Source organism: Brevundimonas sp. (assembly GCF_035935935.1).
GTDB lineage: Bacteria > Pseudomonadota > Alphaproteobacteria > Caulobacterales > Caulobacteraceae > Brevundimonas.
Map to the genome: position 1 here is coordinate 12,430 of NZ_DASYWO010000013.1, position 25,108 is coordinate 37,537.

Annotated in this window: 24 protein-coding genes and 1 riboswitch; of the genes, 14 read left to right on the plus strand and 10 right to left on the minus strand. The window is 70.8% G+C overall.

Translation table 11 applies throughout. The annotated features are described in order from the left end of the window. Positions 1-9: 9 nt before the first annotated feature. The 5 genes from VGR32_RS13030 to VGR32_RS13050 form a co-directional block, all read right to left on the minus strand. Positions 10-234, minus strand: a complete 225-nt coding sequence (locus VGR32_RS13030; RefSeq protein ID WP_327451331.1) for a F0F1 ATP synthase subunit C — start codon at positions 232-234, stop codon at positions 10-12. Positions 235-284: 50 nt separating this feature from the next. After that, entirely contained in the window at positions 285-1,058 is a 774-nt protein-coding gene (locus VGR32_RS13035; protein ID WP_327451333.1) for a F0F1 ATP synthase subunit A, read from the minus strand. 7 nt (positions 1,059-1,065) lie between these two features. Continuing rightward, positions 1,066-1,425 carry an AtpZ/AtpI family protein gene (locus VGR32_RS13040; RefSeq protein WP_327451335.1) on the minus strand — a complete coding sequence of 120 codons (360 nt, stop codon included), beginning with the start codon at positions 1,423-1,425 and terminating at the stop codon, positions 1,066-1,068. A gap of 141 nt (positions 1,426-1,566) precedes the next feature. After that, positions 1,567-3,267 (minus strand): DNA repair protein RecN, encoded by a 1,701-nt coding sequence (gene recN / locus VGR32_RS13045; RefSeq protein ID WP_327451337.1) that lies wholly within the window; start codon positions 3,265-3,267, stop codon positions 1,567-1,569. Positions 3,268-3,319: 52 nt separating this feature from the next. After that, positions 3,320-4,129, minus strand: a complete 810-nt coding sequence (locus VGR32_RS13050) for an outer membrane protein assembly factor BamD (RefSeq protein ID WP_327451339.1) — start codon at positions 4,127-4,129, stop codon at positions 3,320-3,322. 227 nt (positions 4,130-4,356) lie between these two features. Here VGR32_RS13050 and VGR32_RS13055 point away from each other — a divergent pair, with 227 nt between their 5' ends. The 4 genes from VGR32_RS13055 to pth all read left to right on the plus strand — a co-directional run bounded on the left by VGR32_RS13055 (position 4,357) and on the right by pth (position 7,985). Continuing rightward, positions 4,357-5,292 carry a ribose-phosphate pyrophosphokinase gene (locus VGR32_RS13055; RefSeq protein WP_327451340.1) on the plus strand — a complete coding sequence of 312 codons (936 nt, stop codon included), beginning with the start codon at positions 4,357-4,359 and terminating at the stop codon, positions 5,290-5,292. A gap of 92 nt (positions 5,293-5,384) precedes the next feature. Next, positions 5,385-6,473 (plus strand): hypothetical protein, encoded by a 1,089-nt coding sequence (locus VGR32_RS13060; RefSeq protein WP_327451342.1) that lies wholly within the window; start codon positions 5,385-5,387, stop codon positions 6,471-6,473. A gap of 136 nt (positions 6,474-6,609) precedes the next feature. Further along, positions 6,610-7,305, plus strand: a complete 696-nt coding sequence (locus tag VGR32_RS13065; RefSeq protein ID WP_327451344.1) for a 50S ribosomal protein L25/general stress protein Ctc — start codon at positions 6,610-6,612, stop codon at positions 7,303-7,305. 74 nt (positions 7,306-7,379) lie between these two features. Next, positions 7,380-7,985: an aminoacyl-tRNA hydrolase gene (gene pth / locus VGR32_RS13070; RefSeq protein ID WP_327451346.1), complete on the plus strand. Its 606-nt coding sequence runs from the start codon at positions 7,380-7,382 to the stop codon at positions 7,983-7,985. A 4-nt stretch (positions 7,986-7,989) separates the two neighbouring features. Here pth and VGR32_RS13075 read toward each other — a convergent pair whose 3' ends face one another. Both VGR32_RS13075 and VGR32_RS13080 read right to left on the minus strand, forming a co-directional pair. After that, positions 7,990-9,630: a hypothetical protein gene (locus VGR32_RS13075; RefSeq protein WP_327451348.1), complete on the minus strand. Its 1,641-nt coding sequence runs from the start codon at positions 9,628-9,630 to the stop codon at positions 7,990-7,992. A 1-nt stretch (position 9,631) separates the two neighbouring features. Next, positions 9,632-11,020 (minus strand): DUF4139 domain-containing protein, encoded by a 1,389-nt coding sequence (locus VGR32_RS13080; protein ID WP_327451350.1) that lies wholly within the window; start codon positions 11,018-11,020, stop codon positions 9,632-9,634. Between the two features lie 245 nt (positions 11,021-11,265). Between VGR32_RS13080 and VGR32_RS13085 the strand changes: the two genes are divergently transcribed. The 5 genes from VGR32_RS13085 to ychF all read left to right on the plus strand — a co-directional run bounded on the left by VGR32_RS13085 (position 11,266) and on the right by ychF (position 15,177). Beyond that, positions 11,266-11,700: a hypothetical protein gene (locus tag VGR32_RS13085; RefSeq protein ID WP_327451351.1), complete on the plus strand. Its 435-nt coding sequence runs from the start codon at positions 11,266-11,268 to the stop codon at positions 11,698-11,700. A 53-nt stretch (positions 11,701-11,753) separates the two neighbouring features. Beyond that, a complete protein-coding gene (locus VGR32_RS13090; RefSeq protein ID WP_327451353.1) occupies positions 11,754-12,140 on the plus strand; it encodes a DUF2946 family protein in 387 nt (128 codons plus the stop codon). Positions 12,141-12,213: 73 nt separating this feature from the next. Beyond that, the gene (locus VGR32_RS13095) at positions 12,214-13,542 is read left to right on the plus strand and encodes a PepSY domain-containing protein (RefSeq protein WP_327451355.1); all 1,329 of its coding nucleotides are present in this window, start codon (positions 12,214-12,216) and stop codon (positions 13,540-13,542) included. After that, the gene (locus VGR32_RS13100; RefSeq protein WP_327451357.1) at positions 13,539-14,012 is read left to right on the plus strand and encodes a copper chaperone PCu(A)C; all 474 of its coding nucleotides are present in this window, start codon (positions 13,539-13,541) and stop codon (positions 14,010-14,012) included. Before VGR32_RS13095 ends, VGR32_RS13100 begins: the two co-directional genes overlap by 4 nt. 67 nt (positions 14,013-14,079) lie before the next feature. Beyond that, the gene (gene ychF / locus VGR32_RS13105; protein WP_327451359.1) at positions 14,080-15,177 is read left to right on the plus strand and encodes a redox-regulated ATPase YchF; all 1,098 of its coding nucleotides are present in this window, start codon (positions 14,080-14,082) and stop codon (positions 15,175-15,177) included. A 4-nt stretch (positions 15,178-15,181) separates the two neighbouring features. On the opposite strand, the gene VGR32_RS13110 is transcribed toward ychF, so the two are convergent. Continuing rightward, entirely contained in the window at positions 15,182-15,652 is a 471-nt protein-coding gene (locus VGR32_RS13110) for a hypothetical protein (protein WP_327451361.1), read from the minus strand. Between the two features lie 119 nt (positions 15,653-15,771). Between VGR32_RS13110 and VGR32_RS13115 the strand changes: the two genes are divergently transcribed. The 5 genes from VGR32_RS13115 (at position 15,772) to VGR32_RS13135 (ending at position 22,310) form a co-directional block, all read left to right on the plus strand. Then, complete coding sequence (locus VGR32_RS13115) at positions 15,772-17,964, plus strand: TonB-dependent hemoglobin/transferrin/lactoferrin family receptor (protein WP_327451362.1); 2,193 nt, start codon at positions 15,772-15,774, stop codon at positions 17,962-17,964. Positions 17,965-18,025: 61 nt separating this feature from the next. After that, the gene (locus VGR32_RS13120) at positions 18,026-18,997 is read left to right on the plus strand and encodes a DUF6607 family protein (RefSeq protein ID WP_327451363.1); all 972 of its coding nucleotides are present in this window, start codon (positions 18,026-18,028) and stop codon (positions 18,995-18,997) included. Between the two features lie 52 nt (positions 18,998-19,049). Then, positions 19,050-19,172, plus strand: a riboswitch (SAM riboswitch). Positions 19,173-19,258: 86 nt separating this feature from the next. Next, a complete protein-coding gene (gene metX / locus VGR32_RS13125; protein WP_327451364.1) occupies positions 19,259-20,215 on the plus strand; it encodes a homoserine O-succinyltransferase MetX in 957 nt (318 codons plus the stop codon). Next, positions 20,212-21,387: a cystathionine gamma-synthase gene (metB, locus tag VGR32_RS13130; protein ID WP_327451365.1), complete on the plus strand. Its 1,176-nt coding sequence runs from the start codon at positions 20,212-20,214 to the stop codon at positions 21,385-21,387. Before metX ends, metB begins: the two co-directional genes overlap by 4 nt. Beyond that, the gene (locus VGR32_RS13135; protein ID WP_327451366.1) at positions 21,387-22,310 is read left to right on the plus strand and encodes a hypothetical protein; all 924 of its coding nucleotides are present in this window, start codon (positions 21,387-21,389) and stop codon (positions 22,308-22,310) included. The genes metB and VGR32_RS13135 overlap by 1 nt, the downstream gene beginning before the upstream one ends. On the opposite strand, the gene VGR32_RS13140 is transcribed toward VGR32_RS13135, so the two are convergent. Both VGR32_RS13140 and VGR32_RS13145 read right to left on the minus strand, forming a co-directional pair. Next, positions 22,307-22,696 carry a RidA family protein gene (locus tag VGR32_RS13140; RefSeq protein ID WP_327451368.1) on the minus strand — a complete coding sequence of 130 codons (390 nt, stop codon included), beginning with the start codon at positions 22,694-22,696 and terminating at the stop codon, positions 22,307-22,309. The two genes, VGR32_RS13135 and VGR32_RS13140, sit on opposite strands and share 4 nt — an antisense overlap. A gap of 10 nt (positions 22,697-22,706) precedes the next feature. Further along, entirely contained in the window at positions 22,707-24,350 is a 1,644-nt protein-coding gene (locus VGR32_RS13145; RefSeq protein ID WP_327451370.1) for a M28 family peptidase, read from the minus strand. Between the last annotated feature and the right edge of the window lie 758 nt (positions 24,351-25,108).

Consider the following 25,108-nt stretch of genomic DNA (forward strand, 5'->3'; position numbering starts at 1 on the left):
GGATCGGGATTACGAGATCCAGATCAGGATGCCCATGACGAAGGCCAGGATGCCCAGGGCTTCGGCCAGGGCGGCGCCCACGAACAGGTTGCCGACTTGCGAGGCGGCGGCCGACGGGTTGCGCAGGGCGGCCGACACGAAGTTGCCGAAGATGTTGCCGACGCCGATGCCGGCGCCGATCATGCCGGTCATCGCGATGCCGGCGCCGATGAGCTTGGCGGCTTGAGGATCCATGGTTCTCTAGTCCTAGTTGGTCTTGGGTGGAACGAAGACTGGGCCGGCCCTTAGTGGGCGTGGTCCAGGTTGACCACATCGTTGAGGTAGATGCAGGTCAGAACGGCGAAGACGAAGGCCTGAAGGAAGGCCACGAGGAATTCCAGCGCCGTCAGGCCGACGGTCATTCCCAGCGAGAGCGGGAAGATCAGGATGCCGAACCAGCCGGCGGCGCCGATGACGGCGGTCGCCACGAAGCCCGCGAAGACCTTCAGCGCGATGTGACCGCCCATCATGTTGCCGAACAGACGCAGCATCAGGGTGATGGGACGCAGCAGGAAGGAGAAGAACTCGATCAGGCCGACGACAGGACGCATGACCAGCGGCGCGCCGGTCGGCCAGAAGAGCTTGAAGAAGCCCAGGCCGTTCTTGACGAAGCCGACCACCAGAACCAGCCCGAAGGTGATCAGGGCGAAGGTGGCCGTGACCGCCAGCTGCGACGTGGCGGTGAACGACAGGAACATGCCGAGCAGGTTCATGCCCAGAATGAACAGGAAGATCGTGAAGACGAACGGGAAGTACTTCTTCCCGTCGTGGCCGATGATGCCGTCGGTCATGTTGTCGATCATGCCGAACAGCGTCTCGCCGACGGCCTGCAGGCGGCCGGGCACGACCTTGGCGCCCGACGTCACGATCGACAGGAAGCCCACCACCACGACGAAGGCGATGGTCATGGCCAGGTGCGAGTTGGTGAACGCCAGATCGACGTGACCGATCACCGGAAGGGTGACGTCGGGCAGGTCCACGATCTTCTGGACCTGAAACTGATGAAGCGGATCGGCCATTGAAACCTTAAGCGTCTTCGTCGTCGTCGAAGGGCACGGCCTGCGGCTGAACCCCGGCTTTATGTGCCTCCGCCTGGATCCGCTGCGCCGTGCGCCACGCCATCCAGACCGAAAGCGCGAAGCCCAGAAGGACCCCGCTGATGATGCCCACCGGCGAGGTGCCGGCGAAATGATCGACCCCGAAACCGATCGCGAGGCCCACGAAGACGCCGCCGAACAGGTCGGCGATGATCTTCCAGGCCTGCCCGGCCGCCTTCTGTCCCGCCAGCTCCTGCGCCAGCTTGGAGTCCTGCCGCGCCTCCAGTTGGGATGCGCTTTTCTGGAGACGAGCGATCGCCTCTTCGCGCGATTCCGGGGGCGTGGACATGGGTGGCCTCAGCGCTTCGACGCGAGCGCCGAAGGGGGTCTGAATTCGGCGCGGAACCTATAGGTGGGACCCCGGAAGGTCAAGGCGCGCGCCGACTTCTCCACAGTGCTGTTTTTCCTGAAGAAATCTCGGGTGCGACGTTCAGGCGCGAAGCGCGCGGGCGGCGGCGCGGGCTTCGTCGGTGACGACGGCGCCGGAGAGCATGCGGGCGATCTCCTCGTCCCGCTGCGCGGCGTCGAGGACGGCGACGGAGGTGCGCACCTGGCCGTCCGCCTCGGCCTTGCCGACCTTCCAGTGCGCCTGCCCCATGGCCGCGACCTGCGGACTGTGGGTCACGACGACGACCTGCGCCCCCTCGGCGAGGCGACGGAGGCGGCGGCCCACGGCCTCGGCTACGGCGCCGCCGACGCCCTGATCGACCTCGTCGAAGATCATCACCGGCTGGTCGCCGCCGGCGCGGGCAGCCAGGGCGGCCTTCATGGCCAGGGCGAAGCGCGCCAGTTCGCCGCCGGAGGCGACCGAATCAAGCGGACCGAAGGGCTGGCCGGCGTTGGTCGCGACCTCGAAACGCACGGTCTCGCGGCCCGCGGGTCCACGGCGGTCGTCGGCGACGGGCTCCAGCACGGTGCGGAACCGGGCCCGTTCCAGCTTCAGCGGGCCGAGCTCGGACGCGACCGCGGCCTCTAGCCGGCGGGCGGCGGCGGCGCGGGCGGCCGACAGGTCGGCGGCGGCCGAATCGTATGTCTCGCGCGCTGCGGAGGCGGCGCGGCGGCCCTGGGTCAGGGCGTCGGCGTCGCCTTCCAGCAGGGCCAGCTTCTCGCGGAACTCCACGCGCAGGGCGGGCAGCTGGTCCACCGTGGCGCGCAGGCGGCGGGCGGCGGCGCGCAGGGCGAACAGGCGTTCCTCCGCCTTGTCCAGCCGACCCGGCTCGAAGTCGAAGGCGTCGGCGGCGGCGTCGACCTGGGCCACCGCCTCGGCCGCCTCGATGAGGGTCCGGTCGATGGCCTCGGCGGCGGCGGTGAGGCGCAACAGGACCGGGTGCCCCTCCCCCACGCCCGCCTGACGGGCGCGGCGGCCGGCGTGGTCGACCGCGCGCAGGGCGGAGGCGAGCTTCTGGGAAAGCTTGTCGCCGCCCAGCGCCTGACGGGCGTCCGACAGGTCCTCCAGCGCCTTTTCGGCCGCGCCGAGCACGGCACGCTCGCCGGACAGGGCCTCTTCCTCGTCGGCGCGGGGGTCCAGCTGATCCAGCTCGGCCAGATCGCGAGCCAATTCCTCGCGCCGCGCCTCGGCGTCGGCGGCGGCGGCCTGCAGTTCCGCCAGGCGGGCCTCGGCGGCCCGCAGCGACTCCGACGCCGACCGCACGGCCTCGACCTCGCGGGCCAGACCGCCGAACCCGTCCAGCAGGCCCCGATGCGTCCGCCAGTCCAGCAGGCCGACCGTCTCGTGCTGGCCGTGGACCTCGATCAGGGTCTGGCCGATCTCGCGCAGGGTGGCGACGCCGACGGCCTGGTCGTTGACGAAGGCGCGGCTGCGACCGTCCGCCCCGAGCACGCGGCGCAGGATGAGGTCGTCCCCGGGCGGCACGTCCACGCCCCTGTCGTCGAGCAGGGCGGCCAGTCCGGCGGCGAAGGGCGCGGCGAAGGTGGCGACGGCGCTGGCCTGCCGCGCGCCGGCGCGGACCAGACCGGCCTCCGCGCGCGCGCCCATGGCCAGTCCCAGGGCGTCGAGAATGATCGACTTGCCGGCGCCCGTCTCGCCGGTCAGCACGGTCAGGCCCGTCCCCACGTCGAGGTCCAGCGCCTCGACCAGCACCACGTCGCGGATGGACAGGCCCGTCAGCATGGGGCGACCTGATTCGTCATGGCCGGCATGATGGCACGGCCGGGAGGCGCGCTCAGCCCGGGATCAGGCGCTGCAGCCAGTTCTCGCGCTTGCCTTCCGGCGCCTGGTCCGGCTGGGCGCCGCGCTCGGTCAGCAGGGCGTAGGCTTCGGCGTACCACGGGCTGCCCGGATAGTTGTGGCCCAGCACCGAGGCGTTGCGCGTCGCCTCGTCGGTCAGGCCCAGCATCAGGTTGACCTCGACCATGCGGTACAGGGCCTCGGCCACGTGCGAGGTGCGCTGGAAGTCGGGATTGTCGACGACCACGCGGTAGCGGTTCATCGCCGCCAGCGGCTGGTCGGCGCGCTGGTAGTAGCGGCCGATGGCCATCTCCTTGCCCGCCAGCTGGTCGTTGACCATGTCGATCTTCACCAGCGCGTCGGTGGCGTAGGACGAGCCGGGGTAGCGGCGCACGACCTCGCGCAGCCCGGCCAGCGCCTGCTCGGTCAGGGCCTGGTCGCGGCCCACGTCGACGATCTGCTCGAAGTAGCAGATGGCGCGCATGTAGAAGGCGTAGGCGGCCGACGGATTGCCGGGGAACAGCTGGATGAAGCGGTCGGCCGAGGCGATCGCCTCCATGTACTGACCGTCTTTGTAGTTGGCGTAGATCTGCATCAGGATCGCGTGGCGCGACCATTCCGAATAGGGATGCTGACGCTCGACCTCCTGGAAGTAGTCGATGGCGTCGCGCCAGCGGCCGCGCTCCAGCCGATCATAGCCCGTGTTGTAGAGCAGCTCGACCGGCCGTTCCTCATAGGCGAGACGCGCGCGCGGACGGTTGTTGCACGCCGACAGACCGAGGCCGAGGATCAGGACCGCGGTCATGACGACCGCCGCGCGGGACCTGGAAAAAGACACGAAGCGACCTCTCGACGATCTCGATCACGTTCGCCGCCCCGGCGAACGAAGCGGCGGTTCTACACCACGCGCCGCGACCCGCCAACGGATGACGGACCACGGCTTGATGCGCCCGGCACGGCCTGTCTAAAGAGGCGCGCCGGACCCCCATCCTCCTCCATGCGGGCGCGATCGCGGCGAAAGGATGACGAGCCATGAAGCTGCTCTCCGGCAACGCCAACCGGTCGCTGTCCCAGGCCATCGCCGCCCACCTCGACGCCCCGCTGACCAAGGCCCAGGTGAAGCGGTTCGCGGACAACGAGGTCTTCGCCATGATCGAGGAGAACGTCCGTGGCGAGGACGTCTTCATCCTTCAGTCGACCAGCTATCCCGCCAACGACAACCTGATGGAGCTGCTGATCCTGACGGACGCGCTGGTGCGGGCGTCGGCCAAGCGGATCACGGCCGTGGTCCCCTACTTCGGCTATGCGCGTCAGGACCGGAAGACGGACGGGCGCACGCCCATTTCGGCCAAGCTGGTGGCCAATCTGATCACGCGCGCCGGCGCGGACCGCGTGCTGACGATGGACCTGCACGCCGGCCAGATCCAGGGCTTCTTCGACATTCCGACCGACAACCTGGTCGCCACGCCCGTGCTGGCGCAGGACATCCGTGAAACCTACGGCCGCGACGACAGCCTGATGATCATTTCGCCCGACGTCGGCGGCGTGGTGCGGGCGCGCTCGCTGGCGAAGCGCCTAGACGCCGATCTGGCCATCGTCGACAAACGCCGTCCGCGCGCCGGCGAGAGCGAGGTGATGAACATCATCGGCGACGTCTCCGGCCGCCGCTGCATCCTGTTCGACGACATCGTGGATTCGGGCGGCACGCTGGTGAACGCCGCGAAGGCGCTGATCGAGCACGGCGCGACCGAGGTTTCGGCCTACATCAGCCACGGCGTCCTGTCGGGCCCGGCGGTGCAGCGCATCACCGACGGCCCCCTGAAGGAGCTTGTGATCACGGACTCCATCGAGCAGCCGCACGAGGTCGAGACCTGCGCCAAGATCCGCAGCGTTTCGGTCGCGCCGCTGATCGGCGAGGCCATCCGGCGGATCGCCAATGAGGAATCGGTCTCCAAGCTCTTCGATTAGTGATCGGACAAGACTTCATCCGGCGTTATAAGGCGGCAGAGACGCCGCGGCTGAAAGCGGTGCAGTTCCAGATCCCTGGGGGAGTTTCGTCGATGGCTTGGGCTGTTTCGCGCCGCAACCTGTCGTTGGCCGCCGTCGCGGCCGCCGCCGTCCTGGCCGCCTGCGCCCAACCGGAACCGGAGGCGCCGCCGCCGCCGCCTGCGCCGCCGCCGCCGCCGCCGCCCGCGCTGGCATTGAACACCGGGATCGCCGAGGCGGCGTCGGTCTACGTCACCTTCATCCGCGAGGTCGGCACGATCGAGCGCGCCTTCAACAGCCCCGAGGCCATTCAGGCCGCGATCCGCAAGGGCGCCGCCTACGAGCCGGTGCAGCTGTCGCGCGGCATGATCGCCTACGGCGCCATCCTGGCCCTGCAGTCGCCGGAGTTCGTCGAGGGCGTGCGCCAGTACGCCGTCGACCCGGCCCAGCGCGAAGAAATCGTCAACCGCATCATCGCCGACCCGGCCTATGCCGCGACCTTGCCGGGCGCGGATCATGCGGCCGGCCTGATCGTCGCCACCCTGGGCGCGGACATCGCCGCCCTGGCCTCGATCGGCGACGCCATCAAGGAAGACGCCTACACCATCCAGGAGCGGAACGACCCGCGCCGCCGCTGGGCCGTGACGCCCGTCGAGGGCAGGCCGGAACGTCTGGAAGCGGCCAAGACCCTGTCGGCGACGCGGCTGGTTCCGGTTCCGGCCGAGAGCCAGCGTCTGCATGGCGCCGCCCACGCCGGCACCGGTCTGAATCTGGCGTCGGCCCGCCAGGCCCCGCCCTACACGCCCGCCGTGGTGCACAGCCTGGCGATCGCCGCCCTGGCCGCCCTGGGCGCCGGCGGCGAGGACCGTCGCGCCTACACCGAGGCGCTGATCGTCGAATCGAACAGCGAGTTCTGCTTCAACATGTCGAAGCTGAACCTCTTCCAGTGTCTGGCGGCGTCGCGTCCGAACTATGAGGACATGTTCTGCGTCGGTCAGCACATCGTGGCCGACATCGCCCAGTGCACCGCCGCCAACACGGGGCCGATGACGCCGCAGATCGCGCCGGCGTCGGCTCTGCTGGACGTCCCGCCGGCCACGACGGGCACCGCCGCCGGGGCCGTGGCGGCCGCCGATCAGGCCCAGTCGGCCGGCCGCCAGTAAGGTCGCGCCCGACTGCAAAGGCCCGGTTGCGCCGGGCCACGGGTGCGTGTAATAGCCCGCGCTCTTGAATTCGAGGGATCGTTCCCCGCCGCGCGGGCCGACAGTCGGCGCGGCGTTCGTCATTGAGGCAGGCCAGATGGCTGAGATCATTCTGAACGTCGACGTCCGTGAAGGCGTGGGCACCGGCGGCGCCCGCGCGGCCCGTCGCGCCAATCAGGTTCCGGGCATCCTGTACGGCGGCGGCAAGGACCCGGTGGCCATCTCGGTCAACGAGAAGGACTTCCGCAAGAACCTGTACACCGGCAAGCTGCTGGGCCACCTGGTGACGCTGAAGTACGGCTCGGAGACCCAGCCGGTCATCGCCAAGGACGTGCAGTTCGACCCCGTGTCGGATCGCCCGCTGCACTTCGACCTGATGCGCGTCGACGAGAAGCAGACGATCAAGATCGAGGTGCCGGTGCACTTCATCAACGAAGACCAGTGCGGCGCCTTCCGTCAGGGCGGCTCGCTGGAGATCGTGCGTCACTCGGTCGAGATCCTGGTCCGCGCCGACCACATCCCGGAAGACCTGATCGTCGACCTGGCCGGCCACAAGCTGGGCGACACCATCCGCTGGTCGGACGTCAAGAAGCCGTCGGACGTGGAAGCCACCATCACGGACCGTGACTTCGTGATCGCCTCGATCAAGACCTCCTCGGCCGCGAAGGCCGCCGACGAGATCGAAGAGGCCATCGCCGAGGAACAGGCCGAGGCTGCCGCCGACGAGGTTCCGGCTTCGGAGCAGGCCGACGGAGACGCCGCCGCCGAGGGCGAGGAAGCCTCGGAAGGCTGACCTCCGGCCCCGATCTGCTAATCAGGACGGCCCCTCCGGCGACGGCGGGGCCGTTTCCTTTTGTGGACTGACCGATGCTGATCCTCGCCGGCCTGGGCAACCCGGGCGCCAAGTACGAAGGCAACCGCCACAACATCGGCTTCATGGCCGCCGACGAGATCGCGCGCCGCTGGCGGTTCGGGGCGGAGCGGGCGAAGTTCCAGTCGATCGTCGCCGAGGGCGAGGTCGAGGGGACGAAGATCCTGCTGATGAAGCCGCAGACCTTTATGAACGAGAGCGGACGCGCCGTCGGAGAGGCGGCGCGGTTCTACAAGGTCCCGCCGGCGAACGTCGTGGTCTTCCACGACGAGATCGACTTGGCCCCCGGGCGATTCCGGATGAAGACGGGCGGCGGCGCGGCGGGCCAGAACGGCGTCCGCTCGCTGATCAGCCAGCTGGGCCCCGAGTTCCGGCGCGCGCGGATGGGCGTCGGGCATCCGGGGCGGCCGGAGCTGGTGCACGGCCACGTGCTGAGCGACTTTCACAAGGCGGACAAGCCTTGGCTGGAGGCGTTGCTGAACGCCTGCGCCGACGCCCTGCCCTTCCTGGTGGCCGGCAACGACGACCGCTATCAGGCCGAGGTGCTGCGGCTGGCGCCAGCCCCCAAATTCAGCCCACGACAGGCGGCGCAGGGGGAGTGACCCCCTACTCCGTCACCTCATAGCGATAGGTCAGGGTCGCGCTCTCGCCCGGCGGCACGGTCAGGGTCCACGCCGGCCAGCCGCTGTCGGTGACGGCGCTGCGAAGGTTCTGACGAACCACCCGGAAGCCGGTCTGGCTGAACTCCTGCGGAATCAGTTCGACCGTTTCGGCTTCGCCGCCCAGGTTCGAGACGACCACCTCCACCTCGCGCCATTGGGTGGTCAGGGCTCCGCGGGTGCGTTCGCCGTCGCCCGTGACGCGGGTGCGCACGCGGACGTCGGACGCCTCGCCGCGCGCCAGCTCGAGCGGCAGGCCGACGGGGCGGTCCTGCGTGTTCGCCTCGCCCGCCAGGACTGAACGGCCGTCCGGCGTGATCTGGCGCAGGCTCCAGTTCCCGCCCGGCAGCGCGATGCCCAGACCGCCGGCCTCGGTGTTGCGCAGGCGGAAGACGACCTGAGGCGTGGATTCGTCGGCCGCCTCGCCGGCGGTCATGCCCCAAGCGCCGATCCAGTGCCGGTTCACCCTGTCATAGGGGACGTCCTCGCGCTCGAGGAAGCGGACCTGCTTGGTCTGCCGCGCGGCGACGGTGGTCGGCGACGGCAGGGTGTAGATCTTGTAGTCGCCCAGTTCCTCCTGCCGCGCGATGCGGCTGCCGGTGACGACGATCGCGTCTTCGCGTGCCATCGGCACCATCATGGCGGGAGGCGGCGGGGCCATGGGCGGCGGCGGCGCGACCGGCGGATACCAGTCGTCCCGCATGTCCGGATTCACCCCGTTCGACGTCGTGTCCTGGGGCCAGCAGCCGGGGCTGCGGCGGCGGACGACGGGGTCGACGGGAACGCTGCGGCCCGTGGTCTGGAGATCGCCCGCGACGACCTGGACCGGGGCGTCGGGGAAGGTGGTGCCGCCGAAGTTGGCGAGGGTCAGCCACCCCGTCAGGTCCAGCGTGCGCCCGTCGGGCGACAGACGGGCGACGTAGTCGGTCGACCATTGAAGGCCGGTCGAAAGGTAGGCCAGCGTGACCGTGTATCGGCCCGGCGCGGGTGCGCGCGTGCGGATCGACAGCGTGGGCTGATCCGACAGGCCCTCGGGCACGTCCTCGAAGATCACCCGTTCGATCATGCCGGAGCAGGACAGGACCTCGTACTTGCCGTCGATTTCCAGCACGGCGCCGGCCCCGCCCGAACGGACCACGGCGGTTCGAACCTCCTGACGACCGTTGGCCGGATTCGTGCGCACGACCTGCACCGTGTCGCCGATCGACTTGTCCAGCAGCGAGCCGGGGGTCAGCAGGTCGAAGTCGGCGTTCTGCTCCAGCACGGCCGAGGGCAGGCCCTCGATGGTCACGCTCTGCGGCACGATGCCGGTGGAGACGCCCTCGAAGCGGATCACAGCGTCGCCCGCGGGCACGTCGACCGTGCGCGTCTCGACGATGAGGGCCAGGCCCTCGCGATCGAGCCGGCTCCACGGCTGACGGGAGCGTTCCATCAGCTCGACGGTGTTCACGGGCTGGTCGCGATAGATGACGACCGTGGCCGCGTCGGCCTTCTCCGACGTGGAGACGGCCAGAAGCGATTCTTGGGCGAGCGCCGGCGCGGCCAGCAGGCTGAACAGCGCCGTCGCCGCCGTCAGGGCGGCGCGCATCTCAGCCGCCCGTCTCGATGGTGGCGGTCAGCTTCACCTCGCCGTTGGCCGGAACCTGCACCTTCCAGACGACCGTGCGGGAATCCTCCAGCACGCCGGGGTGGCTCTGCTGCTGGATCTCCGTGTCGCGGCCGAGGCCACCCTGCCGCACCTCGATGGTGACCGGCTCGGGCCGGGCGTTGCGCAGGGTGTATTCGACCGAGCGGCGGGTGCGGAAATAGTCGACGATGCGGGTCGACACCCGCTCCTCCGACACCAGACGCGGCTGGACGGTGACGTCGAAGGCCTCGCCCGTGGTGATGGCCAGGTCGGAGCCGGCGGGGGTGTGGCTGATGGAGTCCTCGCCGATGAAGCGCGGCTCGCCCGAGGCGTCGTTGATGTAGACGCGGATCGTGCCAGCCGGCAGCGACCGGTTCTGGCCGTTGATGGGGCCGTTGGCGAACAGATAGGCCACCTCGACCGCCTGCGGCTGGGCCGAGGTCGTGAAGCCGTAGATCTCCCACAGATAGCGCTTCGTGGTCGCCACGCCCGACACGTCCAGCAGGCCGACCTGCTTGTTCTGGTTGTTGGCGACGGTGACCCGCTCCGGCAGCGGATAGACGTAGTAGTCGCCCAGCGACTGGTCGTCGGACGCGGCGATCCCGTTTCCGCGATAGTTTCCGCCGGACGAGACGTCGCCGGCCACGACCCGCGTCTCGGCGTCGGTGAAGGTGGCGCCCGAACGGTTCGAGATCGTCACCCAGCCCAGCAGGTCCAGGGTCGACGCCTGCTCGTCGACGCGCATGACGTAGTCTGCCGTCCAGCTGAGGCCCGAGGTCAGATAGGTCAGGGTCACGTCGCGCCGGCCGGCGCCCTCGGCGTCCAGGGTCACGCTGAGGGTCGGCCGCGGGCGCAGGTTCGCCGGCACCTCGTCGAAGATGACGCGGGTCGGCACGCCGTCGTCGCGCAGCACCTCCACATTGCCGCCGATGCGCAGGACCACGCCCTCATTGGCCGCCAGCACCGTGGCGCGCTGGGTTTCCTCGCGGCCGGTGCCGGGGTTGATGCGGACCAGGCCGATCTCCTGGCCGACGGCGCTCTGCATCAGCTTGTCGGGGGTCAGCAGGTCGTAGTCGAAATTCTGCTCGACCACCTCCAGCCCGCGGCCGGTCAGGCTGACCGTCTCGGGCCGGATGGAGGCGGACACGCCGGGGAATTCCTGCCGCGAACGACCGGCCGGGATGCTGAGGCCGCGGATGTCCTCAACCAGGGTGACGTTGCCCTGATAGATCGTCAGGTCGACGCGCTCCGGCCCGCCCGGCCGGGTGTCGATCTGGGCCTCCTGCGCAGCCGCCGCGCCCGTCATCAGGGCCAGCGCCGCGCCCGCCAGCAAGGTCCGTCGCATCATCATCCCGCTCACTCCCACTCAGCTTACGAAGCGTCACCGTCCCACGCGTTTCCCGCGAAGTCGAGGCGTCCGCCACCGGACACGGCGTCCGAAGTCGTGACGAGGCTAGACCCCGCCGGGAAGACCCCACCCCTGTCCGAACCTGACGCCCCCCACGGTTTCTGACCGGTCGCGAGGCGCCGTTGACGGGAACGGCCACGCCAGGCACGCTTCGGCGCTTGAACGGCCCGGATGTGGGAGGGAAACCGATGAAGGCCCTGGCATGCGTCGTGGCGGTCCTCGGCGGCCTGGCGGCCGCGGCGCCGGCGGCCGCGCAGCCCGCGAACCAGTTGAACGGGATCTACACCTTCAGCTCGCCGATGACGCGCTTGACGAACGGCTCGCTCGGACAGATTTCGGGGGTGATGACCGTCACGCCGATGGGCGAGGGGTATCATGTGTCTCTGTCGACGATGGAACGCCTCGACGACGGCGCCTCGCAGTCGCGGGGGTGGTCGGCGCAGTCGTGTGACGGTCGAAAGGAAGGCGTGGAGGTCGTGCTGACCTGCGAGGTGCTGAACAGCACGCCCGGCTATCAGGCCGACAGTTTCCGCCTTCGCCATGCCGACGGCATCCGTCACGAGGGCGAACTGATCTCCGCCGACACCTATCGCATCGAGATGTTCTTCCACTCTCGGCGCTGACGCGGCGCCTGAACGACGTTGTTCGCCGGAGCCGGAGCGGCTAAGCGAACCTCGTGGACGCCCGCGCCTTCCGTGATCTGACCGGACTGCAGGCCGTCGCCATCCTGGCGGCGACCTTCGCCGTCGTTTGGGGCGCGCTGTTCCCCTATGCGGCGCAGGCCGCGGCTCAGCCGGGCATGCCGCTGGTGCTGTGCTCGGTCGAGGGACCGAAGACGGTCGTCGTCGATCCGGAGACGGGTCAGGTCGAGCAGACCCCGGACGCGCCGTCCTGCCCCGCCTGCGTCCCGCCGCCGCTCGCGACGCTGCCGCCGGCGCCCGAGGCGCCGCCCGCCCCGGTCCTGACGGCCACGGTCGTTCCCGCGCCCGCATCGACCACCCTGCGCCTGCCGCCGGCCCGCGCCCCGCCGCGGCCGCCCTCGACCGCCCCGCCCCACGCCTGAAGACGACCCACGCAAGCCCCGCGCGCGCCGGCGAACGCGCGCGTTCCGCGTCGCTTCTCTTCAGGAATCCCCGATGTCTTCCACTGACGGCGGAGCTCCGGCTCCATCCACGCCCCTGTCGGGCGCCTATCGCGCGGTCTGGCGCTGGCACTTCTATGCCGGGCTGCTGGTCCTGCCCTTCCTCATGCTCATGGCCCTGACGGGCGGCGTCTATCTGTTCAAGGCCGAGATCGACGACTGGCAGACGCGGTCGGTGGCCGCGATCGAACCGCGCCCGACCATCAGCCAGCCCGCCGACTGGGTCACGGCGGCGACGACGGCCGTGCCGGGGCGCGCGGCGACGGTGCTCGTCCCCGACCGGCCCGATCGTGCGGTGCAGGTGACCATCGAGCGGGCCGACGGCTCTATGCGCGTGGTCTTCGTCGACCCGGCGGACGCGCGGGTGACGGGAGACCGGCCGGCCGGCGGCATTTCGGAGACCGTGAAGACGATCCACTCGCTGGCCATCGCCGGCCCGGGCATGAACCTGGTCGTCGAAGTGGTGGCCGGCTGGGCCATGATCCTGGTCGCGACGGGGATTTTCCTGTGGTGGCCCCGGCGGCGCGAGGCGGGCGTGGTGACGATCCGGGCGAAGGCGGGTCGGCCGTTCCAGCGCGACCTGCATGCGGTGACGGGGCTGTACGCCGGGGGCGTGATCTTCTTCCTGGCCTTCACCGGCATGCCGTGGTCGGCCGTGTGGGGCGAGGGATTTCTGACCCTGGTCAATCAGGCCGGGCTCGGCCGGCCGCCCGCGCCGGCGGCGCAGGACTGGCTGCACGCCGAGCATCACGACGCCCCGCCCGACGCCGGCTGGGCGATGGGCACGACGACCCTGCAGGCGACGCCGTCCGCGCTGGATCTCAACGCCGTCGTGTCGGCGACCGAAAGCGCCGGTCTGGCCCGCCCGTATCTGATCGGCCTGCCTGCCTCGGCCGACCGGGCGGTGACCGCGGCGGTGGAGAACCAGGCCGCGGAGGATGCGCGGCTGATCTATCTGACGCGGCAGGGCCGCGTGCTGGCCGACGTCACGGCCGACCAGTTCGGCGTCGGCGCCCGCGCGTTCGAGTGGGGCATCGCTGTGCACGAAGGTCGACAGTACGGACAGCTGAACCGCTGGGTGATGCTGCTGGCCTGCGTGGCGGTCTGGGTGCTGGGCCTGTCCGCCCTGACGATGTGGTGGAAGCGGAGGCCCCGCGGGAAGCTGGCCGCGCCGGCCGCGCCGCCCGGACCGCGCGTTCGTGCCGCAGTGCTGGGCATCGTGATCCCCTTCTGCATCGTTTATCCCCTGACGGGCGTCAGCCTGCTGGCCGCGATCGCGGTCGACCGGCTGTGGACCCTTGGCCGCCGGAGGGCCGCGACATGAGGACGTCAGCCCTGATCCTGCTGGCGACGCTGGCGCTGGCCGCCTGCGGCGAGCCGGCCTCGTCGGCGCGCACGACGCAAACGAAGGACGGCGCCACCGTGGGCGTCGAGGTCACGGACGCCTGGTGCCGCGCCACCCCGAACGGCGCACGCACGGGCGCCTGCTACGCCACCTTCAGGGCCGTCGGCGCGGACGACCGTCTGGTGGCCGTGGCCACGTCTTCGGCGGCGACGGCCGAGGTGCACGACATGGAGGAGCGCGACGGCATGATGCGCATGTCCGCCATGCCCGAAGGCCTACCGCTGCCCGAAGGCCGCGACGTGACGCTGGCGCCGGGCGCGACGCACATCATGCTGACCGGACTGACCTCGCCGCTCAGGGCCGGCGAGCAGGTGCCGATGGTGATGACCTTCGCCAGTGGGCGGACGCTGGAGCTGCTGCTGCCGGTGCGGATGGGCGCCGGGCGGTGATGCGCACCTGACATCGGGGCGCGAACCGTCTAAAGGCTCGCGCTTCGATTTCTCCCCCAAGAGCGCCATGGCCCTGAAAGTCGCGATCGTCGGCCTGCCGAACGTCGGCAAGTCCACCCTGTTCAACGCCCTGACCAAGACGGCGGCGGCGCAGGCCGCCAACTATCCGTTCTGCACCATCGAGCCGAACACGGGCGACGTGGCCGTGCCCGAGCCGCGCCTGAACGTGCTGGCCGAGATCGCGGGGTCCAAGGAGATCATTCCGGCGCGCATCACCTTCGTCGACGTGGCCGGTCTGGTGCGCGGGGCGTCCAAGGGCGAAGGGCTGGGCAACCAGTTCCTGGCCAACATCCGCGACTGCGACGCCGTGGCCTTCGTGGCCCGCTGCTTCATCGACGACGACATCACGCACGTCGAAAACCGCATCGATCCGATCGCCGATCTGGAGATCATCGAGACCGAGCTGATGCTGGCCGACCTTGAAAGCCTGGAGCGCCGCCGTCCGAACCTGGAGAAGCGGGCGCGCTCGTCGGGCGACAAGGAGGCGGCGGCGACGCTGCGCCTCGTCGACCTTGCCCTGACCCAGCTGAACGCCGGCAAGCCCGCGCGCACGGCCGAGGTCGGCAAGGAGGACAAGAAGGCGTGGGACATGCTGCAGCTCCTGACCGCCCTGCCCGCCCTCTACGTCGCCAACGTGGACGAAGGCTCGGCCGACAAGGGCAATGAGCTGTCCGAGAGGGTTGCGGAGCGCGCGAAGGCGGACGGCGCCAACACGGTGGTCATCTCGGCCAAGATCGACAGCGAGCTGGCGGTGCTGGACGAGGCGGAGCAGATGGAGTTCCTGCAGGAACTGGGTCTGGCCGAGCCGGGCCTGAACCGCCTGATCCGCGAAGCCTACGCCCTGCTGGGGCTGCAGTCCTACTTCACCGTCGGACCCAAGGAAGCCCGGGCCTGGACCATCCACGTCGGCGACACCGCGCCGCAGGCCGCAGGCGTGATCCACACCGACTTCGAGAAGGGTTTCATCCGCGCCGAAACCATCGCCTACGACGACTACGTCGCCCTGCGCGGCGAGGCGAAGGCGCGCGAGGCGGGCAAGCTGCGGGCCGAGGGCAAGTCGTACGTCGTCAAGGACGGCGACGTGATGAACTTCCTGTTCAGCTGAACGATCAGCCCGTCGGCTCGGGCGCCGGGATCGGAACCGGCGCCGGCTGCACCGCGGGGCAGCGCACGAACTCGCTGGAGCTGGATCCCGCGCGGTCCAGCCAGCTGAGGGTCAGGCGGTCGTCGGCGACGCGCATGCGCACGCGCTCCTGCGTCGTCGTGCCCTCGGACGTGCAGTCCAGCAGCGCCTCGTAGGCCGTGTTGACCTGCTGCACGCGAGAGATGCGGCAGCTGTTCTCGTAGCCTTCGAATGTCGTGGTGGTGATGCGGATGGGCCGTTCCGGCCCTGACGTATTGGCGCACCACGACGCCTGCGCGGCCCAGGCCCCGACGAAGTTGCCGGCGTTCGGTCCGGGCACGGACGTCTCGCCGTCGACGGGCGGGACGGGAGATGGTTCGGCGGGCGCGGCGGGGTCTTCGCCCTGCGAACAGGCGGCCACGGCGAACCAGACGGAGAGCAGGACGAGGCGTTTCATGTCGAGCCAACGCCGCCCGTGTGGTCGGGTTGCCGACGCTGAATGAATTGCGATTGCGCCTGATAATCGTTCGCAGTAATTGCCGCTCCGCTTGTAACCACCTCCCCGGGGCGTCCGTCATGAAAATCCGTCTGCTCTCCTCCGCCGCCTTCGCCTTGGGCGCGGCGCCCGGCATCGCGCTCGCCCAAGCCCAGGAGCCGCCGGTGACCGAGGTGGCGCCGATCACCGTCAGCGCCACGCGCACCGCCACACGCGTCGATGAGGCGCCCGCCACCGTCAGCGTGATCACCGCGCGCGAGATCGAGGACGATCTGCATACGGACATCAAGGACCTGATCCGGTTCGAGCCGGGCGTCAGCGTCGTCAGCCAGCCGGCGCGATTCGGCGCGGCGCTCGGCACGACGGGTCGGGCGGGCAATGAAGGCTTCACCATTCGCGGCCTGGGCGGCGACCGGGTGCTGCAGGTCGTCGACGGCGTGCGCATGGCGGACGGGTTCGTGTTCGGCGCCCAGAGCGTCGGCCGCGGCGGCTATGCCGATCTGGACCTGATGAAGTCCGTCGAGATCCTGCGGGGGCCGGCGTCAGCGCTGTACGGGTCGGACGGCGTTGCTGGCGCGGTGGTGTTCACCACAAGGGACCCGGGCGACCTGCTGATGGGCGACCGCGACTTCGCCGCGCGCGGCCGCGTGGCCTATTCGTCCGCCGACGAAGGCGTGACGTACGGCCTGTCCGTCGCCGGCCGGGCCGGGCCGCTTTCGGGGCTTCTGGCCTACACGACCCGCGACGCCGAAGAGACGAAAACCGCCGGCGAGAACGACGTCGTCGGCTCGGCGCGCACGACGGCCAACCCGCAGCAGTCTGAAAGCGAAGGCATCCTCGCCAAGGCTGTGTGGGACGTCGCGCCCGGTCACCGTCTGCGCGTCACGTATGACGCCTACGAATCAGAGGTGTCGGCCAATGTGCTGAGCGGCCAGTCGGCGACCGTGCTGAACCTGACCGCCGACGACGAGACCCGCCGCGAGCGCGTCGCCGCCGACTGGCGCTTCGACGGCGTGTTCGGCCTCGATCGCGGCCAGATCACCGCCTACCACCAGACGTCGGAGACGCGTCAGTTCACCTTCGAGGACCGCACACCGGCGGTGGACCGCACGCGCGACAATCGCTTCGACAACGAGGTGGCCGGCTTCGCGGCCGAGGGCGTCAAGTCGCTGGCGTTCGGCGGCGCGACGCACCGCCTGACCTTCGGCGGTGACTGGTCGGAGGCGACCCAGACCGGCGTTCGCGACGGCACCGTGCCGCCCGCCGGTGAGACCTTCCCGTCCAGCCCCTTCCCCGAGACCGACTATCGTCTGGCGGGCGTCTTCGTGCAGGACGAGATCCTGCTGTTGGGCGGCGCCCTGCGGATCGTCCCGGCGCTGAGGTTCGATTCCTACGAGCTGACGACCAGGGCCGACCCCCTGTACACCGGCGGCCGCGCGGACCAGTCCGACGACCACGTGTCGCCCAAGCTGGGCGTGGTCTGGTGGGCCGGCGACACCTTCGGCCTGTTCGGCAGCTATGGCGCGGGCTTCAAGGCGCCGACGCCGTCGCAGGTGAACAACGGCTTCTCCAACCCGGCCTTCGGCTACGTGTCCGTCCCGAACCCGAACCTGGGTCCGGAGACCAGCACCAGCGTGGAGATCGGGGCGCGCTGGCGCGACGTCGAACTTCTGGGCGGCCGCTTCGCCGGTCAGGTGGTGGCGTTCAGGTCGGACTATGAGGACTTCATCAGCCAGCAGGTGGTCTCGGGATCCTTCACCCCGGCCGACCCCGCCGTCTATCAGTTCGTCAACTTCACCGAGGTGGAGGTGTCGGGCCTGGAGGCGCGCGCCGACATGCGCTGGGCCAACGGGTTCAGCACCCGTCTCGCCGCGGCGTGGGCCGAGGGCGACCAGACCTCGGGCGCCGCGACCGTGCCGCTGGTCACCGTCGATCCGGTCAAGGTCGTCGGCGGCCTGGGGTACGACGACCCGAACGGCAACTGGGGCGGCCAGGCCATCGTGACATGGTCCGACGACAAGGCCGTCGGAGATCTGGCCGGCCTGGCTTGCGCGCCCAACTGCTACGCCGGCGAGGAGTTCACGCTGCTGGATGTCACGGTCTATCTGAACCTGACCGACTCGGCCGTGCTGCGCGGCGGCCTGTTCAACGTGACCGACGAATCCTACGGCTGGTGGAGCGACGTGCGGGGCCTGTCCCGGACCTCCGCCGTGCTGGACGCCTACACCCAGCCGGGCCGCAACTTCAGCGTCTCACTGACCTATCGCTACTGATCGCTTGCCGGACGACGTTCGCGACGTTATCGCGAACGCGTCTCATTTTCGAGGAAACGCCATGCGCGCCCTTTTCGTCGCCGCCCTTCTGGCCACCGCGGCCGTCCCCGCTCTGGCCGTCGCCCAGGCGCCCGCCGCGGGCTCGGCCCAACATGCCGCCTATGAGCAGGACCGCCGGGCCATCCTGAGCCAGGTCGGCGACTTCAACGTGCGCTTCGACATGCGCGAGACGGTCAACTTCGTGGACGGCTACGAGCCGCTGTCGCCCAAGACGTCAGGCGGGCACGAGATCGTGCGCATCGTCTACGACACGGGCGACAGGATCAGCCTGCAGCACATCCTGGTGATGGAGCACGAGGGCCAGGTGCACGTCATCAAGCACTGGCGGCAGGATTGGGTCTGGCAGCCCGCGACGGTGCTGACCTATGCCGGACCGAACACCTGGGTGCTGACCCCGGTGTCGGACGCCGAACGCGCCGGCGCCTGGTCGCAGACGGTGTGGCAGACGGACGATTCCCCGCGCTACGGCGGCGTCGGCAAGTGGAGCCATGAAAACGGCATGGCGGAATGGACCTCCGCCCCCTCCTGGCGCCCGCTGGCGCGTCGCGACGCCATCCGCAATCCGGTCTACGACCGCTACCTCGGGACCAACCGCCACGCCCTGACGCCGTGGGGCTGGGTCCACTTGCAGGACAATCAGAAGATGCAGTCGGCGCAGGGTGCCGAGGGGGAACTGGCGGTCGTGGTGCACGAGGACGTGGTCAACTCCTACCGCCGCTTCGACGGGTTCGACCCCAAGGCGGGCGACGACTACTGGGTCTCCACGCAGGGCTACTGGAAGGCCGTGCGCGACGCGTGGGACGCGGCGATCGCCCGCGGCGCCGGCATCCATCTGCAGGAAGAACCGCAGGCCGGCGCCGTCACCGGCCCGGAGCTGATGGATCTGGCCGACAAGGTTCAGGCGGGCGAAATCTCCGAGGCCGACGCCATCGCACGGGCCCAGGCGCTGATCGCGGAATCGACCACGCGTTGAATCTTTCAGTCGGGGGGTTGACGCCCCCCGGCCCGCTCGTCCAGCGTAAGGGCACTCATCAAGACCGGCTGAGGGATAGGCCCTTTGACGCCGGGGCAACCGACCGGACCCACCCAGGTCCGACACGGTGCCAACTCCTGCGGGGACCCTTCAGCCGGTCCGCGAGAGATGAGTGAAGCGACGGCCGCATTGCGCGGCCCGGCGACTTCACGGGTCTTCTCCGTCCGCACGGGTGCTCGATGAGCGGGACCGTGCGAGACCTTGGCGAGACTTCCTGACTTTCGAGACTTCGACGTCGCCCTGCCCGGTGGAGCGAGCGTGCGCGCCCGGGCGACCGGACCGACGCACGGGCCGCTGGTCGTGGTGGCCGGCGGCATCTCCGCGGACCGCGCGCCGGCGACGGACGCGCGGCGGCGCGGCTGGTGGGACTGGGCCGTGGGGCCCGGCGCGCCGGTGGACACCGACCGGTTCGCCGTGCTGGCGATCGACTGGCTGCCGGTCGTCGGCGCCGCGCCGGAGCGGCCGACCACGACGCAGGACCAGGCGCGGGCGCTCGCGGCGGCGCTGGACGCGCTGGGCAGACCCTTGGTGGACGCCTTCGTCGGCGCGTCCTACGGCGGCTGCGTCGGTCTGGCCTTCGCCGAGCTGTTCCCGGACAGGGTCGGCCGGCTCGTGGCGATCTCGGCTCCCCACCGGCCGCATCCCGCGGCGACGGCCTGGCGCGGGGTGCAGCGCCGCATTCTCGAGCTGGGGCTGGAGACGGGGCGCGAGGTCGAGGCGCTGAGCCTGGCGCGCCAGCTGGCCATGACGACCTATCGCACGACGGAGGAGCTGGGCCTGCGTTTCGGCGGCGCGCCCTCGCCGGCCGCGCTGGCCGCACCGCACCCCGTTTGCGACTGGCTGATCGCCCGCGGCGAGGCGCACGCCGCGATCGCCGACGCGCGGCGGCAGATCGTGCTGAGCGACTCGCTGGACAGGCACGCGGTCGAGCCGGAGCGGGTGACCTGTCCCCTGACCGTGATCGGCTTCACCGACGACCGGCTGGTGCCGATAGAGGACCTCCGCGAACTGGCCGACCGCGCCGCAAACCTGTGCCGCCTGGTCGAGGCTCCCAGCGTCTTCGGCCACGACGCCTTCCTGAAGGAGCGCGAGGTCGTCGGCCGCGCGCTCCGCACCGCCCTCCTCCCCCTCCCCGCCTGTCCGGAGATCGCCGCATGAGCCAGTCCCCGCAAACCGCCTGCGTCCGCCACGGCGTGGACGCCGACGTCGCCCACGGCGCGGTGATCCCGCCCATCTGTCTGTCCGCCAACTTCAGCTTCGAGGGGCTGGATGGGAAGCGGGCCCATGATTACACGCGCTCGGGCAATCCGACGCGCGATCTGCTGGCCGGCGCGCTGGCCGAGCTGGAGGGCGGGGCCGGCTGCGTGGTGACGTCCAGCGGCATGGCGGCGCTGGACCTGGCGCTGAGCCCGCTGAACCCCGGCGACCTGCTCATCGCGCCACACGACCTTTACGGCGGCACCCACCGCCTGCTGTCGGCCCGGGCGCGCAAGGGGCACTTCGACGTGGCCTTCGTGGACCAGGGCGACGCCGGGGCGCTGGACCGCGCCTTCGCGCTGAAGCCCCGCCTGGTGCTGATCGAGACTCCGTCGAACCCGCTGATGAGGATCGTGGACGTCGCCGACATCTGTAGACGCGCCCGGGCGGCAGGGGCGCGGTCAGTGGTGGACAACACGTTTCTGTCCCCCGCGCTGCAGACCCCGATCGCCCTGGGCGCCGACGTGGTCGTGCATTCGACCACCAAGTTCGTGAACGGCCATTCCGACGTGGTCGGGGGCGCCGTGATCAGCGCCGAGGCGGAGGTGCACGCCGAGACGGGGTGGTGGGCCAATGCGACGGGCGTGACGGGCGCGCCGTTCGACGCCTGGCTGACGCTGCGGGGACTGCGGACGCTGTTCGTTCGGGTCGAGCGGCAGCAGGCGAGCGCGCTGGAGATCGCGCGGCGTCTGGAGGCGGCGCCGGGCGTGAAGGCGGTGCACCACCCGGGGCTGGAGAGCCATCCGGGGCATGCGCTGGCGGCCCGGCAGCAGAAGGGCTTCGGCTCCATGCTGAGCGTCGAGCTGGAAGGCGGCATCCAGGCGGTGCGGGCCTTCGTGGAGCCGCTGGGGGTGTTCACGCTGGCGGAGTCGCTGGGCGGGGTCGAAAGCCTGATCGCGCATCCGGCGCTGATGACCCATCTGGCGATGACGCCGGAGGCGCGGCGGACGGCGGGGATCGGCGACGGCCTGATCCGCCTGTCGGTCGGGTTGGAGCATCCGGACGACCTGTGGGCCGACCTGGAGCGCGGGCTGGCTACGGTGGCGGCGCTGAAGCTGGCGGAGGCGGCGTGATGGGCGTGCTGGAGCTCGATCGGGACGTCGCGGCGAAGACGCGGCCGCTGAGGGTGGCGCTGGCGGGGTGCGGCGTCGTGGGCGGCGGCGTGCTGAGCCGGCTGGCCGGCGACGCGCGGTTCGAGGTGGTGGGGGTGCTGGTCCGCGACGCCGGCAAGGCGCGCGATCCGCGGCCTGATCCACGTCTGGTGACGACCGATCCGGCGGCCCTGCTGGCGCGGGAGCCGGACGTGCTGGTGGACGCCCTGTCCGATCCCTCGACCGGGCTGGCGCTGACGCGAGCGGCGCTGTCGCGCGGGGTGCACGTGGCCAGCGCGAACAAGCAGGCGGTGGTCGAGGACCTGTTTCCGCTGGCGCGGCAGGCGCATCGCAGCGGCGTCCGGCTGGGCATCGCGGCGTGCGTCGGCGGCGGGGCGCCGATGGTCGAGACGGTCCGGGCGGCGCGGGCGCATGCGCCGATCGTGGCGCTTGAGGCCGTGCTGAACGGCACGGTGAACTTCCTGCTGAACCGCCTGGCGGCAGGCGCGCTGTTCGCGGAGGCGGTGGCGGAGGCGCAGGCGCTGGGTCTGGCCGAGGCGGATCCGTCGGCGGACCTGTCGGGCCGGGACGCGGCGGCCAAGCTGGCCATTCTGGCGGCAGAGGCGTTCGGGCCGCAGGGGCCGAGGCCGGGCGTGGTGCAGCCGCTGACGGCGGCGTTCACGCCGGGCGGCGCGGTGCGGCAGCTGGCGCGGGCGGCGCCGGACGCCGCGTCGGTGCGAATGGTCGACGTCGACCACGATCCGCTGTTCGCCGATCTGCCGGGCGAGACGAACGCGCTGCGGGTCACCTGCGCCGACGGGCGGACCTTCAGCTGCACCGGCCCGGGCGCCGGGCGGGAGCCGACGACCGACAGCGTGCTGGGGGACCTGCTGGCGCTGCTCTAGGCCGCGGCGACGGCCTCGATCTCGACCAGCCAGCGCTCGTCGAAGATGCCGGTGACGACGACCGTCAGCGCCGGCTGTCGCCCCTGCAGCCGGTCGAGGCGGACGGCGCGGTTCAGGTGGGCGTCGTCCCGGCGCGCGAGGAAGGTCGTGACCTTCACCAGGTTGTCCAGCGTCATGCCCGCGGCGCGCAGCTGGGTCTCCAGATTGTCCCAGACCTGTTCGCACTGGGCGCGGAAGTCGTCTGCCAGACCGCCGTCGGGCCGGGTCGGCACCTGGCCCGAGACGAAGAGCCAGCGGGTCGCGCCGGTCACCTCCACGGCTTGGGGATACGACCCCTGAACCGGCGGCGAGCCGTCGCCGGTCAGAGGCCGCAGGGTCAGGCTCACTGTCCCCGGCTCATTGGCGCGCCGCGTCGGTGCGGGCGCGCACGGCGCCGAACTCGGACGTCGGCTTCCAGCCCGGCCAGTCGCGCGAGTTGGCGAGGTCGAACCCCAGACGATAGAGCAGCTCGAGGTTCTCGACCGCGGAGCGGAAGTCGAGGTTGGGCGACCATTCGTCGGACGGCTGGTGGTAGTCGGCCTCGAACTTGGCGTCCCAGGCCGCGCGGCCGACGGGCACGCCGCCCTCGTCCCAGTCGACGCCGTGCCACGGCATCAGGGCCGGCACGCCCGCGCGGGCGAAGGGGAAGTGGTCGGAGCGGTAGTAGAAGCCCTGCTCCGGCTGGCGGTCGTCGGTGATGTATCGGCCCTCGGCCGCCGCCAGCACGGAAAGGCGGTCCTCAAGGTCGTTCTGGCCCTTGCCGAAGATGGCGACGTCGCGGGTCGGCGGCGACAGCGGCAGCATGTCGATGTTGATGTCCGCGACGGTCTTCTCCAGCGGGTAGACCGGGTCGGCGGCATAGGCGTAGGCGCCCATCAGACCCATCTCCTCGGCCGCCATGTGGGCGAAGACGACGGTGCGCTCCGGGCGCGGGCCGGCGGCGAAGGCGCGGGCCATCTCGACCACGCCGACGGTGCCGGACGCGTTGTCCCACGCGCCGTTCCAGATCTTGTCCTCGCCGGCGGCGTCCGGATGCTGGGCCGCGCCGCCGACGTGATCCCAGTGGGCCGAGTAGACGATGACCTCGTCCGGGCGCTCGGTCCCCTCGATCTTCGCCAGCAGATTATGGGTGACGAGGGTGTTGATGGTCTCGGCGGTCTGCACGTTCAGCTTCACGCCCGGCAGCTCCACCGCGCGGAACCCGCCCGAGGCGTAGTTGGCGAAGGAAGCGTGATCCATGCCCGCCGCCATGGCCATGGCGTGGGCCGTGTCCATGTTGATGGACCCGGTGAACTCCAGATCCGCGGCGCCCGGGGTGTAGGTCCGCTGGGCGTTGTTCCGCCGCGCCGCGCCGGTCCAGGCGGAGTCCGTGGCCGCGACGGGGTTGAGCATGATCAGGCCGACGGCGCCGCGGCGGAAGGCCTGGTCGGCCTTGGCCGAGGTCGAGGCATGGTGGGTGGTGTACTGGCCGTTGAAGACCTCGCCGTCCGGCTCGCCGGCCATGACGATGACGACCTTGCCGCGCACGTCGAGGCTTCCGTAGTCGTTCCAGTTCCGCTCGGGCGCGTCGATGCCGAAGCCGGCGAAGACCACGCCCGCGCCCCGCACGTCGGCGCGGCCGTCGTTGGTGGCGGCGCGGACCAGGATGTCCTTGCCCGGTTCCAGCACATGGGTCGCGCCGTCAGGGCCCGTCCAGCTGACGCTTGCGGCGCCTTCCGGCGTGTAGCGCTTCAGCTCCACCCGCTGCAGCCACTGGCCGTTCGGGCCCCCCGGCTGCAAGCCCATCGCCTCGTACTGGGCCTGCAGCCAGGCGAGGGTCATGCGCTCGCCCTCCGTGCCGGGGTAGCGGCCCTGATAGGCGTCGGCCGAAATGGTGCGGATGCCGTCGGACAGGCGCTGGGCCGAGATTTCCGGCTCCGGGGCCGAGGCTGGGGCGGTGGCGCAGGCGCCGGCGACCAGCAGGCTGAGGGCGGCGACGCCGGCGAGAAGACGGGAAGTCATGCGGAGGCTCCGAAGGGCGGATTTCGTCGGCGCGGACCTTAGCGGGGGCGCCGGCGATGGCTGGTTACATTTTCGTCATGTCGGCTCGCCTTCCGGGGAAGCGGCGCGGGGCGTCAAGATCCAGCCTTCGCGCCGTTTCCGCTCGATCGTGGCGCGGAGCCGCGCCAGCCGGGTCATGAGCTCGGCGCCCGCGCGGTCGAAAGCCGCGGGATCGTCGGACGGCCGGCGTGAACTGCGGGGGGACTTCGATCGCGACATGGGGCGCCTCCAGGGGTTGGCGAACGCGGGGGCGCCCCTCCTCCACGCAGGATGGAACGGGGACGCGCGAAATCGCCCCGCCGCATGACGGCGAGGGGGGGAAGGGCGGGCGGAGCGCCGGGCGCGGAGCCCGGATGCTGTGATGTGTTACCGTTTCGGCTTCGCGACGACGCTCCGCTCGGTCCGTCTGATCGAAAGCTGTCCGAGGTGGAGAGGACCACCGCATAGGGCCGCTGCTTGGCGACTAACGGACGCGCCTTCGGCGGGCGGGCGGGAGACTTGCGAACCCCGGACCCGGACGCGCGCCTTCCCGTGACGCGCCATGATCGCCGGCCTGATCCTCCGTGCCGAAGCACCAGGGCCCCCGCGCCGCCGCCCACCTCCGATGGCCACGACCTTGCAGGTTCACGCCGACGCCGGCCGGCCGTGGACATGTGAGCCCCCGGCGTCGACCCCCGCTCGAACCGCTTCCGCCGCGACAAGCTCGCAAGGCCTTGCGC

What these genes read in the sequence shown, in the direction of transcription:
- VGR32_RS13030 (WP_327451331.1), bottom strand. Translation starts at nt 234, where the DNA reads ATGGATCCTCAAGCCGCCAAGCTCATCGGCGCCGGCATCGCGATGACC.
- VGR32_RS13035 (WP_327451333.1), bottom strand. Translation starts at nt 1,058, where the DNA reads ATGGCCGATCCGCTTCATCAGTTTCAGGTCCAGAAGATCGTGGACCTG.
- VGR32_RS13040 (WP_327451335.1), bottom strand. Translation starts at nt 1,425, where the DNA reads ATGTCCACGCCCCCGGAATCGCGCGAAGAGGCGATCGCTCGTCTCCAG.
- recN (WP_327451337.1), bottom strand. Translation starts at nt 3,267, where the DNA reads ATGCTGACGGGCCTGTCCATCCGCGACGTGGTGCTGGTCGAGGCGCTG.
- VGR32_RS13050 (WP_327451339.1), bottom strand. Translation starts at nt 4,129, where the DNA reads ATGACCGCGGTCCTGATCCTCGGCCTCGGTCTGTCGGCGTGCAACAAC.
- VGR32_RS13055 (WP_327451340.1), top strand. Translation starts at nt 4,357, where the DNA reads ATGAAGCTGCTCTCCGGCAACGCCAACCGGTCGCTGTCCCAGGCCATC.
- VGR32_RS13060 (WP_327451342.1), top strand. Translation starts at nt 5,385, where the DNA reads ATGGCTTGGGCTGTTTCGCGCCGCAACCTGTCGTTGGCCGCCGTCGCG.
- VGR32_RS13065 (WP_327451344.1), top strand. Translation starts at nt 6,610, where the DNA reads ATGGCTGAGATCATTCTGAACGTCGACGTCCGTGAAGGCGTGGGCACC.
- pth (WP_327451346.1), top strand. Translation starts at nt 7,380, where the DNA reads ATGCTGATCCTCGCCGGCCTGGGCAACCCGGGCGCCAAGTACGAAGGC.
- VGR32_RS13075 (WP_327451348.1), bottom strand. Translation starts at nt 9,630, where the DNA reads ATGCGCGCCGCCCTGACGGCGGCGACGGCGCTGTTCAGCCTGCTGGCC.
- VGR32_RS13080 (WP_327451350.1), bottom strand. Translation starts at nt 11,020, where the DNA reads ATGATGATGCGACGGACCTTGCTGGCGGGCGCGGCGCTGGCCCTGATG.
- VGR32_RS13085 (WP_327451351.1), top strand. Translation starts at nt 11,266, where the DNA reads ATGAAGGCCCTGGCATGCGTCGTGGCGGTCCTCGGCGGCCTGGCGGCC.
- VGR32_RS13095 (WP_327451355.1), top strand. Translation starts at nt 12,214, where the DNA reads ATGTCTTCCACTGACGGCGGAGCTCCGGCTCCATCCACGCCCCTGTCG.
- VGR32_RS13100 (WP_327451357.1), top strand. Translation starts at nt 13,539, where the DNA reads ATGAGGACGTCAGCCCTGATCCTGCTGGCGACGCTGGCGCTGGCCGCC.
- ychF (WP_327451359.1), top strand. Translation starts at nt 14,080, where the DNA reads ATGGCCCTGAAAGTCGCGATCGTCGGCCTGCCGAACGTCGGCAAGTCC.
- VGR32_RS13110 (WP_327451361.1), bottom strand. Translation starts at nt 15,652, where the DNA reads ATGAAACGCCTCGTCCTGCTCTCCGTCTGGTTCGCCGTGGCCGCCTGT.
- VGR32_RS13115 (WP_327451362.1), top strand. Translation starts at nt 15,772, where the DNA reads ATGAAAATCCGTCTGCTCTCCTCCGCCGCCTTCGCCTTGGGCGCGGCG.
- VGR32_RS13120 (WP_327451363.1), top strand. Translation starts at nt 18,026, where the DNA reads ATGCGCGCCCTTTTCGTCGCCGCCCTTCTGGCCACCGCGGCCGTCCCC.
- metB (WP_327451365.1), top strand. Translation starts at nt 20,212, where the DNA reads ATGAGCCAGTCCCCGCAAACCGCCTGCGTCCGCCACGGCGTGGACGCC.
- VGR32_RS13135 (WP_327451366.1), top strand. Translation starts at nt 21,387, where the DNA reads ATGGGCGTGCTGGAGCTCGATCGGGACGTCGCGGCGAAGACGCGGCCG.
- VGR32_RS13145 (WP_327451370.1), bottom strand. Translation starts at nt 24,350, where the DNA reads ATGACTTCCCGTCTTCTCGCCGGCGTCGCCGCCCTCAGCCTGCTGGTC.